This is a genomic window from Actinomadura macra NBRC 14102 (assembly GCF_001552215.1).
In the GTDB taxonomy this organism is placed as follows: domain Bacteria; phylum Actinomycetota; class Actinomycetes; order Streptosporangiales; family Streptosporangiaceae; genus Spirillospora; species Spirillospora macra.
In genome coordinates, this window is record NZ_BCQT01000002.1 from 354054 (window position 1) to 366489 (window position 12436).

At 71.6% G+C, this 12436-nt stretch carries 16 protein-coding genes; 9 read left to right on the forward strand and 7 right to left on the reverse strand.

Going from position 1 to position 12436, the window contains the following annotated elements; translation table 11 throughout:
* Nucleotides 1–92: 92 nt before the first annotated feature.
* The 3 genes from AMA02S_RS02870 to AMA02S_RS02880 all read right to left on the reverse strand — a co-directional run bounded on the left by AMA02S_RS02870 (nt 93) and on the right by AMA02S_RS02880 (nt 2967).
* Complete coding sequence (locus AMA02S_RS02870; protein WP_067451003.1) at nt 93–1460, reverse strand: FAD-binding oxidoreductase; 1368 nt, start codon at nt 1458–1460, stop codon at nt 93–95.
* A gap of 115 nt (nt 1461–1575) precedes the next feature.
* Complete coding sequence (locus AMA02S_RS02875; RefSeq protein WP_067451006.1) at nt 1576–2382, reverse strand: SDR family NAD(P)-dependent oxidoreductase; 807 nt, start codon at nt 2380–2382, stop codon at nt 1576–1578.
* Nucleotides 2383–2505: 123 nt separating this feature from the next.
* Nucleotides 2506–2967 (reverse strand): Lrp/AsnC family transcriptional regulator, encoded by a 462-nt coding sequence (locus AMA02S_RS02880; RefSeq protein WP_067451009.1) that lies wholly within the window; start codon nt 2965–2967, stop codon nt 2506–2508.
* A gap of 103 nt (nt 2968–3070) precedes the next feature.
* On the opposite strand from AMA02S_RS02880, the gene AMA02S_RS02885 reads away from it, so the two are divergent.
* A complete protein-coding gene (locus tag AMA02S_RS02885; RefSeq protein ID WP_067451012.1) occupies nt 3071–4369 on the forward strand; it encodes an APC family permease in 1299 nt (432 codons plus the stop codon).
* Nucleotides 4370–4379: 10 nt separating this feature from the next.
* Here the strand turns inward: AMA02S_RS02885 and AMA02S_RS02890 are convergent, their stop codons facing one another.
* Nucleotides 4380–4640, reverse strand: coding sequence for a hypothetical protein (locus tag AMA02S_RS02890; protein ID WP_067451015.1), 261 nt, complete (start codon nt 4638–4640; stop codon nt 4380–4382).
* Nucleotides 4641–4643: 3 nt separating this feature from the next.
* Nucleotides 4644–5102 (reverse strand): hypothetical protein, encoded by a 459-nt coding sequence (locus AMA02S_RS02895; protein WP_067451018.1) that lies wholly within the window; start codon nt 5100–5102, stop codon nt 4644–4646.
* A gap of 81 nt (nt 5103–5183) precedes the next feature.
* Here AMA02S_RS02895 and AMA02S_RS02900 point away from each other — a divergent pair, with 81 nt between their 5' ends.
* A complete protein-coding gene (locus tag AMA02S_RS02900; protein ID WP_067451021.1) occupies nt 5184–5519 on the forward strand; it encodes a PadR family transcriptional regulator in 336 nt (111 codons plus the stop codon).
* Nucleotides 5516–6193, forward strand: a complete 678-nt coding sequence (locus AMA02S_RS02905; RefSeq protein WP_067451024.1) for a permease prefix domain 1-containing protein — start codon at nt 5516–5518, stop codon at nt 6191–6193. The genes AMA02S_RS02900 and AMA02S_RS02905 overlap by 4 nt, the downstream gene beginning before the upstream one ends.
* Here AMA02S_RS02905 and AMA02S_RS02910 read toward each other — a convergent pair.
* Nucleotides 6182–6781: a TetR/AcrR family transcriptional regulator gene (locus AMA02S_RS02910; protein ID WP_067451027.1), complete on the reverse strand. Its 600-nt coding sequence runs from the start codon at nt 6779–6781 to the stop codon at nt 6182–6184. The two genes, AMA02S_RS02905 and AMA02S_RS02910, sit on opposite strands and share 12 nt — an antisense overlap.
* A gap of 75 nt (nt 6782–6856) precedes the next feature.
* Between AMA02S_RS02910 and AMA02S_RS43365 the strand changes: the two genes are divergently transcribed.
* A complete protein-coding gene (locus AMA02S_RS43365) occupies nt 6857–7075 on the forward strand; it encodes a hypothetical protein (protein ID WP_067451030.1) in 219 nt (72 codons plus the stop codon).
* On the forward strand, nt 7072–7287 hold the full coding sequence (locus AMA02S_RS02920; protein WP_067451033.1) for a heavy-metal-associated domain-containing protein: 216 nt from the start codon (nt 7072–7074) through the stop codon (nt 7285–7287). Before AMA02S_RS43365 ends, AMA02S_RS02920 begins: the two co-directional genes overlap by 4 nt.
* A gap of 45 nt (nt 7288–7332) precedes the next feature.
* Here AMA02S_RS02920 and AMA02S_RS02925 read toward each other — a convergent pair whose 3' ends face one another.
* Complete coding sequence (locus AMA02S_RS02925; protein ID WP_067451036.1) at nt 7333–9285, reverse strand: Hsp70 family protein; 1953 nt, start codon at nt 9283–9285, stop codon at nt 7333–7335.
* 203 nt (nt 9286–9488) lie between these two features.
* Between AMA02S_RS02925 and AMA02S_RS02930 the strand changes: the two genes are divergently transcribed.
* From AMA02S_RS02930 to AMA02S_RS41290, 4 genes are all read left to right on the forward strand, one after another.
* Nucleotides 9489–10130, forward strand: a complete 642-nt coding sequence (locus AMA02S_RS02930; RefSeq protein ID WP_067451039.1) for a hypothetical protein — start codon at nt 9489–9491, stop codon at nt 10128–10130.
* 5 nt (nt 10131–10135) lie between these two features.
* The gene (locus AMA02S_RS43900) at nt 10136–11359 is read left to right on the forward strand and encodes a M48 family metalloprotease (protein WP_067451043.1); all 1224 of its coding nucleotides are present in this window, start codon (nt 10136–10138) and stop codon (nt 11357–11359) included.
* A 92-nt stretch (nt 11360–11451) separates the two neighbouring features.
* The gene (lexA, locus tag AMA02S_RS02940; protein WP_067451046.1) at nt 11452–12114 is read left to right on the forward strand and encodes a transcriptional repressor LexA; all 663 of its coding nucleotides are present in this window, start codon (nt 11452–11454) and stop codon (nt 12112–12114) included.
* Between the two features lie 41 nt (nt 12115–12155).
* Entirely contained in the window at nt 12156–12431 is a 276-nt protein-coding gene (locus AMA02S_RS41290; protein WP_157430336.1) for a hypothetical protein, read from the forward strand.
* The last annotated feature ends 5 nt before the right edge of the window (nt 12432–12436 follow it).

Below are 12436 nucleotides of genomic sequence, written 5' to 3' on the forward strand. Positions count from 1 at the left end.
CCCGGAGGTGCCGGGCCGGGGTTCTGCCGTGAGGGCGCGTGGAGGCCGGCTGGCCCTGCCGCCTCCGCGGGGCCTCGCGTCGTGGCGCGCTTCTACGCGGCGGGCGGGATGTTGTGGTTCAGACGGAACAGGTTGGCCGGGTCGTAGACGGCCTTGAGCTGGGCGAGCCGCTGGTAGGTGGCCGGGGCGAACGCCTCGCGCACGCGTTCGGGTGTGGCGTCGGCGCCGAAGAGGAAGTTCAGGATCTGCCCGGACGAGTGCGGGCCCAGCAGTTCGCGGCAGCGGGTGTGCAGGGCGTGGACGGCGTCCTCGTCGGTGCCGGGTCCGAATTTGGACAGCACGCCGATCAGGTATCCGGCGTCCCGGTTGCCGACCGCGTTCGGGACGGCGGGTGCCGCGGCGAGCGCCCCGCCCAGTTGCCGGATCTCGACGACGGCGCGGTCCGGTGCGCCTGGCCCGGCCAGGTCGAGAAGGGTTCGGACGACGTCCGCGCCGAGGTCCTTCACCACGATGTTCGTCGACGTGTACGCCATCGGGACGGGCGGCTCGTTGTGGATCGCGCCCGACTCGGTGTACGGCATGTCCGCGACGGTGTCGATCAGGCGGGGCCCGATCGCGCGCAGCGGTGCGACGAGCCGTTCGCCGTCGGCGCTGTCCCCCACGTAGGCGATGCGGACATGCGTGATATGCCGCCCGCGCAGCGGCTCGGGGAACGCCGGAACGTCGGGGACGGGTATCAGGGCGATCGACGAGGTCATCTCGTCCGGGACGGTGGCCGACCACGTCCGCCACGTCTCCATGACCTCGGAGCACAGGCCGGTGTCGAAGTAGAGGCCGCCGCCGTACAGCCGCTCGACCGGCAGGAGGCCGATCTCCAGGCCCGTCACCACGCCGAAGTTGGCCCGGCCGCCGAGCAGCGCCCAGAACAGGTCCGGGTCGCTCTCGGGCGTCACGTGCCGGAGCCGCGCGTCGGCGGTGACGACGTCGACGGAGCGGACGTGGTCGGCGGCGCTGCCGTACTTGCGGGACATCAGCCCGATCCCGCCGCCGAGAACGTAGGAGACCGCCCCCACGCCCGGCGCCGATCCGCTCAGCGGCGCTAGCCCGTGGGCCGCGGCCTCGGGGACGACCTCGGCCCATCGCACGCCCGCCTCGATCCAGGCGGTGCGGGCCTCGGCGTCGACACGCAGACCGGTCATCCGGCGGGTGCTGATCAGCAGCCCGCCGCCGGCGCCCGCCGGCAGCCCGTGCCCGGTGTTCTGCACGGCGACCGGCAGCCCGTGCCCGGCCGCGTACTCGACCGCGGCCCGCACGTCCTCGGCGTCCACCGCTCCGACGATCACGTCCGGACGGTGCGGGCCCGCCAGCTGGAACCCCGAGCGCTCGTCGTCGTAGCCTTCGCCGCCCGGTTCGAAGATCGGTCCCGTGATCGTGGCGGCCAGCGTTCCGTGCGTGCTCATGGGGTCCCCCTCAGGTCGTTCGCCTTGCTCCCACCTCCATCTTGGGTAGCACGATCCAAGAAGTCCAAGAGATAGATCTTCTGAGATCGAGCAGGAATGCTTATGGCTCTGTCGGTCAGAGCTCCTTCAGGTAGCCCGAGTCCACGGCGAACTCCGCGCCCGTCGTGTTCGCCGAACGCGGGGACGCCAGCAGGGCCACCACGTCCGCGACCTCCTGCGGGTCAGCGAGCCGGCCCGTGGTCAGGTTCATCATCTCGGGCGCGACGCTGTCCAGCACGGCGTCGCGGTCGGCGCCGGTGGCACCGGCGAGGACGTCGGCCGCACCGCCTTCCTTCGTCCACCACGCCGTCCGGACGGGGCCGGGCGAGACCGTGTTCACGCGCACACCCTGCGGGGCGAACTCCTCCGACAGCCCCTTCGTCATGTTGTTGAGCGCCGCCTTGGCCGCGTTGTAGTCGAAGTTCATCGGGCCCGGGCGGCGCGCGTTCCCGGACGAGATGTTCACGATCGCCGCCGCGTCGCTCTCCAGCAGGTGCGGCAGGGCCGCGCGTACGATCCGCACGACGGCGAACAGGTTGAACTCGAACATCTCGCGCCAGTCGGCGTCCGTCGGCGTCAGGAAGCCGAAGCGCGGCAGGGTCGCGCCGGGCGGCGGACCGCCCGCGTTGTTGACCACCACGTCCAGCCCGCCGAACGCCTCCACCGCGCGCTGCACCGCGACGGCGGGGGCGGCCGGGTCCATCAGGTCCGCCGGGACGTGCAGCAGGTTCGGTCCGGCGAGCGCGTCGAGGTCGGCGCCGGACGTGCGGGACACGGCGGCCACGCGGGCGCCCTCGTCCAGCAGGGTCCGGGTGACGGCCAGCCCGATCCCCTTCGAGGCGCCGGTGACGACCGCCACGCGGCCGGTGAGCTGCATGTCCATGGAGTTCCTCTCCTCGGTGCGCGCGCCCGGCCGGGCGCGCTGCCCTCCATGAACCCCGTCCACTACATGCGGGTTGCGGGGGAGATGTGCTTGTGGGGAGAGCGAGGTGATCGGCGGCGGCCGTCAGGCATCGTCCAGCCGGCTCAGGACGGTGTTGTGGACATGCTGGAAGATCACCGACGTGCGGAATCCGGCGATCTCCTTGCGCTTGCTGAGCCCGTCCAGCAGGAACGCGTGCAGATGGTCGAGGTCCTGGACACCGACGTGCAGCACCAGGTCGTCGCCGCCCGCGACCACGAACACGCCGATCACTTCCGGCATCCCGGACACGTAGTCCTTGAAGGTGTTGATGACCGTCCGGCTGAGCGGGCGGACCTGGATGGCCACCAGCGCCTGGACCGCGCGGTTGAGCGCCGCCGGGCTGATGTCGGCGTGGTATCCGCGGATCACACCGCGCCGCGTCAGTGACCGGACCCGTTCGAGGCACGTCGAGGGCGCGATGCCGAGCGTCCGGGCCAGTTCGCGGTTGGACTGCCGAGCATCTGTCTGGAGAAGCCGCACGATCTCCGCATCAAGTTCGTCCATGACGGGATTATCGGGGCGATTCCGATCGAACGTTCATCTGAGCCCGGCCAAACCCGTACAGATGGCTACTTTCAACCCGGGACGTCGATCGATCGGAGGGGAAATGGACCGTTCAAGCGGCCACAGGCTCGGCCTCGGCCAGGGCACCGCGCTGTTCGTCGGCGCGGTGCTCGGACCGGGCGTGCTGGCCCTGCCGCACCTGGCGGCGGCAGCGGCCGGGCCGTCCTCGATCGTGGCGTGGACCGCGCTGCTCGCGCTGAGCGTGCCGGTCGCGCTGACGTTCGCGGCGCTCGGCGCCCGCCATCCGGACGCGGGCGGCGTCGCCACCTTCGCCGCCCGCGCGTTCGGGCCCCGGCCCGCGCTGGTCGCGGGCTTCTGCTTCTACGGCGTCGTGCCGGTCGGCGTGCTGGCGGGCGCGATGATCGGCGGCGACCACGTGGCGTCCGCCGCCGGTGCCGGGCGGCCCGGGGCGGCCGGCGTGACGGTGGCGCTGCTGCTCGCCGCCTTCGCCGCCAACCACGGCGGCCTGCGGTTGTCCGGCCGGATCCAGCTCGTCCTCGTCGCGGTGCTGGCGGCGCTGCTGGTCGTCGCGACCCTGGCCTCCGCGCCGCACATCCGCGCGGACAACTTCACCCCGTTCACCCCGCACGGACCGCTCGGCGTCGCGCATGCGGCCGGGGTCCTGTTCTTCGCGTTCGCGGGCTGGGAGGCGGCGAGCCACCTGTCCGCGGACTTCGCCGACCCGCGCAGACTGCTGCCCCGTGCGACCGCGCTCACCCTCGCCATCGTCGGCGTGCTCTACCTCGGCCTCGCGGTCACGGTGACGGGCGTCCTCGGCGACCGTGCCGCGTCCTCACCGGTGCCGCTCGCGCTGCTGCTCGCGGACGGGATCGGCGGCGCCGCGGCCCGTCCGGTGACGGCGGCGGCCGCGCTCGTGCTCAGCTTCGTCGCGATGAACACCTACATCGCGGGTGGTGCGCGCCTCGGCGCCGCGCTCGCCCGCGACGGCGCGCTGCCCGCCCGCCTCGCCCGCGGCTCGGCCGGCGGGCAGGTCCCGCGCCGGAGCCTGGCCCTGCTCGCCGTGCTGACGGCGGCGCTCTGCGTGGCGGTCCTGGCCACCGGCGCGGGTCTGGACCCGCTGATGCGCGTCACCGCCGCCTGCCTGGCGACCGTCACCCTCATCGGCATGGCGTCCGCCACCCGGCTCCTTCCCGGACGGGGACGGACACTGGCCCGCGCGGGCACCGTCTTCACCGGCGTGGTGCTCCTGTCCTGCGGGTTCTACCTGGTGGTTCCCGCCGCCCTGGCCGCGATGGCGCTCCGTCGCGGCGTCCGGACGAGTCCCGCGCCGTCCGAACCGGACGTGGAGGGTCCCCCGGCCCTCGCAACCCCCCGCGCCTGAGAACCGGCTGTCATCCCGCTCCGGTCCGGCGCTGCTGGATCTGCCGCAAGGCCAGCAGCCCGCCGACGCCGGGGACGACGGCGCGCAGCCGTATCCCGGGGAACGCCGCCTCCGGGACCATCCAGGTCACCGCGATGACGACGAGGTAGCAGGTGCCGTGCAGCGGCCCGCCGAGCGACGTGATCGCCTCGGTGTGCACGGTGGCCAGGTTGATCAACAGGACGGCCAGGGAGACGGCCTCCAGGGCGGAGGCGATCCGCAGGGTGCGCACGGGTCACGCCCCCGTGGTGGAGCCGGGACGGACGATCATCAGCACGACGACCACCGCCCACAGCAGGTTGAACGTCCCGGTGAGCATGGCCAGCCGCGCCGCCTCCGCGCGGACGTTCGGCTCCGTGTCCGTCCGCGCGTCCGCCAGCAAGCGCCGCTGGCCGGGCAGGATCGCCAGCGCCAGCAGCGCCGCCGCGCCGGCGGTCAGCGCGACCGACGTCAGCAGCCAGACATCGGTCAGGACGCCGAGCCGGGCGCCGGTGGCGATCCCGAAGGCCGGGACGGCCAGCCCGACGACGGTGTACGCGCGGCACGTCCGGTGCAGGAACGCGGCGACCGGTCGCCCGTCCGGCTCCCGGGCGGCCTCCTGGACGAAGCGGGGGAACAGCGAGGCGGCCACCGCGATCGGCCCGATGGCCAGGATCGCCACCAGCACATGCACGCACAGCAAGAGCTTCGTCACCCTGACTCCTTGACTAGGAAGCCAATGTATTGGCTACCAATATGTAGCACACCAATACGTAGGTGCGTAGACTGCCTGTTCATGAAGGGTGACGCCGTACGCGGGCATCTGGACGGGCTGCTGCTGGCCGTCCTGGAAACGGGCCCGCTGCACGGGTACGCGATCATCGCCGCCGTACAGGACCGCAGCGACGGAGTCCTGGAGCTGCGCACCGGCACGATGTATCCGGCACTGAACCGGCTGGAGCGGCTCGGGCTGCTGCGCAGCAGTTGGCAGTCGGTCGGCGAACGCCGCCGCCGCTGCTACGAGCTGACCGACGCGGGACGCCGCAGCCTCGCCGATGAGCGCGCGGCCTGGCGCGAGTTCACCACCGCGATCGGTTCCGTCCTCCACCCCGCACCCGGGCCGGCGACATGACGCACCATCCCATCGACGAACTCGTCACGGCCCTGACAGCCGAACTCCAGGGACCCGCGCGCCTCAAGGCACGGATGCTGGACGAGGTCCGCGACGGCCTCACCGACGCCGCCGCCGACCTTGCCCACGACGGCGCACCCGAGGACGAGGCCGTCCGCCAGGCGGTCCGCGAGTTCGGCGCGGTCGAGGAGATCGCGCCGGTCTTCCAGCGGGAACTGACCATCGCGCAGGCCCGCCACACCGCCCGCGCCGTCGCGCTCACCGTCCCGGCGCTGCTCGGCTGCTGGTACCTGGTGGAGACGACCGGCCAGGGCCGGCATCTGCCCGGTCCCGTCCAACTCCTGGCCGCCCACCTGGGCGGTGTCGCGGCGCTCACCGCCCTCCTGGCCGCGGCGTCCCTCGCCGCCACCGGCGCCCTCGCCCGCCGCCTCCCCGTCCCCGACCGGCTGCCGCTGGTCATGGCGTGGACCGGCACCACCGCCTGTGTCGCCCTCGCGATCAGCGCGCTGACCCTCACCGGCGCCTCGATCATGGCCACCGACTGGCCGCTCACCCTGCTCATCGGCGCGCTCACCATCGTCGCGCACGCCAGGATCGCCGCCTCGGCCCGCGCCTGCCGCCGCTGCGCCCGCCTGCCGGGCATCCCCCCGGCGATCTCCCCGCTATACGGCTGAGCCCGGACGGTCCGCCCCGAGCACACGCAGCAGGCTGGTCCGCAGCGCGTTCGCCGCCTCCGCGCCGGACATCCGGCCCGCCTCCCGCTCCTCGCTCGCGGCATGTCCGAGCTTGACGACGACCGAGGCCAGCCAGCCGGCCGGCAGCCCGCCGTCGAACTCCCCGCTGCGCTGGCCGCGTCCGATCACCCGGGTGAGCCGCTCGACGACCGGCGTGTGCAGCTCATGATCGTCCTGCGCGCTGAGGTTCAGCGTGCCGATCTTCTGGAGCAGGACGGGATAGCGCCCGGCCGTCCGTCCACCAGCGTCGATGAGCCGTAGCAGCGCCTCGATGGCCGGCCCCTCGTCCAGGCCGGCGGCGTCCATGGCGGCAACGGCCTCCTCGGTCAGCCGGGCGAGGGCCGCCACCAGCAGCCGCTCCCGCGAGGGGAAATGCGCGTAGACGGTCTGGCGGGTCACGCCCGCGCCGGCCGCGATGGCCTCGACGCTGATGTCCGGCTCGACGTTGAGGAGCCGCACCGCCGCGTCCAGGATCGCCGCCCTGCTCCGCCGGGCGTCGGCCCGCCGGTTCCGTCCGGGGTACGTCATCTCATACACCTTGTCAAAGTTATCGCCGCTCCATATCTTACAAGCCGTAAGATTTATTTCCGAGCCAGGAGCCCCATGGACCACGGCACCGACCCCGCAGAGTTCCTCACGGTGGCGGACGGCCATCGGATCGATCGGGCCACGCCTATCGCGCACACCCGTCCGGTGCGCAAGAACCGTGCCACCAGCCGGATGGAGATGCACGAAGCCCTGTTGAACGGCGACCGCCTCGCCGCGCCCTACACCCGCACCACGACCCCGGAATCCCCGACCGCACAGGAGGCATCCGCATGACCGAGAGCACCTACAGCGTCAGCGGCATGACCTGCGGACACTGCGCCGCCTTCGTCACCGAGGAAGTCGAGCGCATCACCGGCGTCACCGCCGTGCGGGTGGACGTCGAGAACGGCAGGCTCTCGGTGACCAGCGACGACCCGCTGGCGATCACCGACGTCCGCGCCGCGGTCGAGGAGGCGGGCTACGCCCTGGCCACCCCGGTCACCTGAGCCGCGACCCGCCGCGGGCGCGTCCGGAACAGCTGGTGAAGGGGCTCAGCTGGCGAAGCGGGCGGTGTAGGTGGCGTTGGTACCGATGGCCTGGCAGGGGCCGCCGTAGCCGTTGATGTCGAGTTCGCCGCTGGCCGAGTCGCCGGAGAAGGTGACCGTCATGCTGCCCGCCACTGGCTGGTACAGGCAGGCGTAGATGGAGTTCCCCGAGGCGGTGAACTGGTTGAGACCTCCGGCGGCGATCCGCTCCACCGGCCGGACGGTGACGGTGTCGCCGGACACCTCGACGGTGGCCATGTCGATCTGGGCCCCGCGCTCGGGGAAGCAGGCGGTCGTGGTGCCGAACCAGATGGCGCCCACCTCGGGTGTCCCGGCCGGGAAACCCGAGCGCAGGCATACCTCGATCGGGTTGACGTCGTCGGTCGTGCCGACGCGAGCGACCGTGGACATCACCTGTAGCTGAGCGGTGCGCTCGAAGGCCTGCCCGCTGACGGTTCCGCTGAGGCTCACCGAGTACGTGCCCTCCTCGATGCCCGACCCGCCCTCGGGAGTGGGCGACTCCTCGGGGGACGTCGATGGGTCGGGCGCGCCGGATGTATCGGTCTCCGAGATCGTCGGCGACGGGAGGGCCGACGTGGGGGAGTTCGTCGGCGCCCCGGGCAACGTGGTGGTGCTCGACGAGGCGCCGGTGCTCTCGGACGGGCCCAGGTGCGAACGTAGGACGAAACCGCCCGCGACCACGGCGACGGTCAGGGGGATCATCGCGAGGGCCGCTAAGCGCGGACCGCCCGGTCGGGAGCCGGATCGGCGGGCGGGAACCGGAGCGGTGCGATCGGGGAGGGACCCGGCGTCCAGGACGGGGAGGGCAGCCGTCTGTACGGTTGGCGCCCGCACATCGGTCGCCTGCACGGGAGGCCCCTGTAGGGCCGGTTGCTGCGCGGTCTGCGCGTAGGCGCTCAGCGCGCCGAGGGCGAACACGGCCTTGGGGTCGGGCGCGGTGGTAGGCGCTCGGCCCAACCTTTCGGTGATGAGTTCGGCGACCTTGGGCATCCGGGTCGCGCCGCCGGCCAGGTAGACGGCGGCCAGATCCGCGGAGGACAAGCCGGCGCGCTCGATGGCCGCCGGCAGCTCGTCGACGCTCCAGCGGAGCATCTGGTCGGTCGCGTCCTCGAACTCGGCGCGCGTGACGGTGATGGCTTCGCTGAAGCCATCGAGCAGGAGGGACGCGCCGTCCTGGTCGGAGAGCGTGTGCTTGGCCCCAACGATCTCCTGGCGGAGCAGTTCGGGGCCGTTGCGCCGCCCTGTCAGCTCTTCCCAGGCGGCGGCGTCGAGGTCTCTGGCTCGTTCCGCGACGATGCGGAGCAGGGCCTGGTCGAGGTCGCCCCCACCGAAGCGGTCGTGCCCGCCCGGCTGCTCCAGGATCTCGAACCCCTGCTCGGCGCGGCGCAGCACGGTGACGTCGAGGGAGCGGCCACCGAGATCGTAGACGGCGACGGTGCTGCCTGGCGGGGGGTCGTGGAACGCGACGACGGCCTCCGCCTCGGTGAGGAACCAGGGCCGCGGCAACCCCGCTTCGGTGGCCGCCTGGCCGAGCGGCCTCAGCTGACGCGGCCCCCAGCGGGCCGGGTAGGTCAGGACGACTCGGTCGAACTCTCCGCCCAGACCGCCCGTGGCCTTGCGTTGCCCGGCGGCGTCCAGCATGACCTGGCGCAGCAGCGCGGCGGCGAGCGTGGTGGCCGGTATGTCGCGGTCGGCGACGCGTACGGACTCGCTGGTGATCAATAGATGCCGGAGATCGTGGACGACCCTTTCGGGAAACGCCTCCGCCAGTTGCTCGGTCGGGCCGCCGGCGGTGAGTCGTCCGTCGGGTCCGACGAACACCAGCGACGGAAGGTGGCGGGAATCGGCGCCCCCTACCGGCTCGTCCAGATCATTTATGCGCGAGGCCCCCGCGGTGAACGAATCGCCGAAGTCGATGGCCAGGATCGGTCGTCCCATGATGCTCCCTGAATTCCCTCGTGGCCGCCGACGATACGTGTGCCGGTCTCCGCTGGCCAATCTCCCATTCACGGTCGCATTTTCGGTGAGTTACGTTCGGCCCAAAAGAAATGATCTTCGTTGGGGCGGGAATACGCGTGACATGATTCCGTCCCGGGCGCGCGGGTCGAATGGAGCGGGCCCACTCGTCGAAAGGATCTCGGATGGACGACGTCGCGGACTGGACGGTGAAGATCGCGGAGCGGGTCGCCCCGAACGAGATCGACTTCGCCGCCGAGGTCGGCCAGGCGTACGCATCCGGAGGGAAGGCCCGCGCCGCGCTGTTCCCCCGTCCCGGGGCGGAGCCCGGCGGGTTCGGGTTGACGGCCCTGGCCGGCGACCTTCCCGTCATCCTGCGGGCGCTGGCCGACTCCGTCGAAAGCCTGCGACCCCTGCTCGCGTCACGGGAACTGGGAAACATCGTCGCCATCGTCACCCTCGGAGTCGCGATGCGGCGCCGGAAACCCGACGACCGGAAAACGGACGATGGTAATCAATCGGACAAAAAGCAAGGTAATGGCATCCAGCCGGCTGACGGAGCGATTGTCGAGAAACCGGACACCAGCGGCCGCGCGAAGCCGGTAGCCGCACCCGGTGACGCGAGCCACGGATCGCACAGCACCGCTGGTGGCGCCGGGCCGGAGATGGCGGCGCTGGAATCGGCTGTCCAGCAATTACGCGAGCGGCTGGAGAACGATGGGATGCCTCATCAGCAGGCCGAACTGTACGCCTACGAACTGCTGTCCATGCTGCTGTCCGACCCCGAGGGCGGCGAGGGCTATCTCCGCCGGCTGAGGGGCGAATAATTCGGATGAGGCGGACACCGGCGGGCGGGATCCTGCCACCGTGGATCTGGCTGTTCTTCACCCTCTATCTCATCTGGGGGCTTCGAGGCCAGATCGGCAACGCGCGCCGGTGGATCGACGCCTTCAGCGGAGACGGCGACTACGCGCCCTTGGTGGGGCGAACGTCGTTGACCTTGCTGAGGCTGTTCGTGGTGGTGGAACTGCTGCCCATCGCAATGCTCGTGGCGGGCGTCCTCAGCGTGGCGTTCCCCGCCCTACGGGCCCGCTGGGTGGAATGGAGGCTGGAACTCTGGCCCGCGGACGACCGTCCCGTCATCGCGGAGATGCAGCGGTTCGTCGACGGCTACGCGCCCGGCACTCAGTTGCGCTTCACCCTGAGTGCCAAGCGGCTGGCCCGTGCCTACCCGGCGGGACGGCGACGGGCCCGCATCGCCGTTTTCCGGCCACTGGTCACCGTGTGGCGCGAAGACCGGCGTGCGGCGGAAGCGATACTCCTGCACGAGATCGCTCACATCCGTCAAGGCGACTACCTGGTGGTCGGGCTCGGCAGCCCCTTCCTGTGGCTGGTCGGCACATGGGCGCCGCTGTTCGTGCTGCTGGGTCTGCTGCCCATCCTGATCTACTTCGTGATCGCTCCGCACGCCCTGGCCACGGTCGTCAGCGCCCAGGTCGTCCTGCTGTCGACCCGACCGATCCGGCTGCTGATCCTGCCGGTGGTCGCGCTGTGGCTGTCCGAGCTCAGCGCCGATCGCCTGCCCGCCCAGGTCCTCGGCCCCGACGTCCTGCGGCGGGGCCTGGAGCAGGGCAGCCGTCCCAAGCTCCGCTCGCTGCTGTCCCACCCTCCGCGCGCCGTGCGGCGGTGGACGTCCGCTCCCCGGCCTCTCGGCACCCTGGCCCTGCTCGCGGCGTGGCCGGTCGCGCTCGTCCTCTCGCTGCTGGTCGCCTTGGCCACGGCGGCACCTGCCTTCCTCCTGATCGGCCGCTCGGCATCCGGCACCGTCGACGGCCTGATCGCGGGCATTCACACCTTCCTCGTGGACGTCCGTCCCCTCACCGCTGCCAGCATCGTGGTGCTGCTCCTATGGCCGCACCTGGTCCATGCCTGGACGCGCTGGTGGCTCCCGGACGCGCCGTCGATCCCATCCGACGGCCCGCGCGTCTACCAGGCCGCGACGTTCTTCCCGGCGGCCCTCCTGATCGCCTCCTTCGTGCCGCTTGCCGCGCCCTGACCGAGGGCACGGTCCAACCGGACCGCGAGCCCTCGGCCGGCCGCGCGCTGCGGTCCCGCCGGTCCCGGCCGCCGACCTCTACAATTCCGTGCGTGGCCGCCTACGATGATCACGATGTGTTCGAGGGCCTGGACACCTCGTCCCTGCCTCCACGCCAGCAGCGGATCCTGGCCACGATCCGGGACTGGGTCGTCCGGTACGGATATCCCCCGAGCACGCGCCAGATTGGCGACGCCGTCGGCCTGCGGTCCTCCTCGTCGGTGTCGCGGCACCTGACGAGCCTTGAGGAGAAGGGCTTCCTGCGCCGCGGCGCCGCCATGACCCGGCCGATCGACGTACGGTCCTTCCTGCACGGCAGCACGGCACGACGGTCCGCCGAAGAACCGGTGAGCGTGCCGGTGGTCGGCGATATCGCCGCCGGCGCCCCGATCACGGCCGAAGAGCACGCCGACGACACCCTGTCGCTGCCCCGCGAGCTCACCGGGCGCGGCACCGTCTTCGGCCTGCGGGTGCGCGGTGACTCGATGATCGAAGCCGCGATCTGTGACGGCGACATCGTCGTGGTCCGCCAGCAACCCGAGGCGCACTCGGGCCAGATCGTCGCCGCGATGATCGATGGCGAGGCCACCGTCAAGGTGTATCGACGCCGCGACGGCCACGTCCTCCTCGAACCCCGCAACCCCGCCTACGACGTCATCGACGGAGACAGCGCCGTCGTCCTGGGAATCGTCGTCTCGGTCCTGCGCAGCATCTGATCCCTCCGCCGACAGGACCTGCGGCTCAGCGCGCAACCAGCGTGCAGAAGACGACCGAAACCGGCGTCCCTCAAGGACGCTTCACCGACACGAAGTTCATCACTCTGCGGCGTGGTGAGCAGATTTCGCTTGGTGGCACCGCATCCGCCACCGAGCTCGAATACCAGTTCTCAAAGGCGCCCGCCCGCTTCGAGGAGATCACTCCTAAACCAGGCGGGTCCGATGAGGTACCGCCCTGCCCGGATCTCCTGCATAAACATGACCGACAACGGCCATATGCCGATGTGGTCACACCTCGCAAGGTCGGGCGGCGATGACGGCA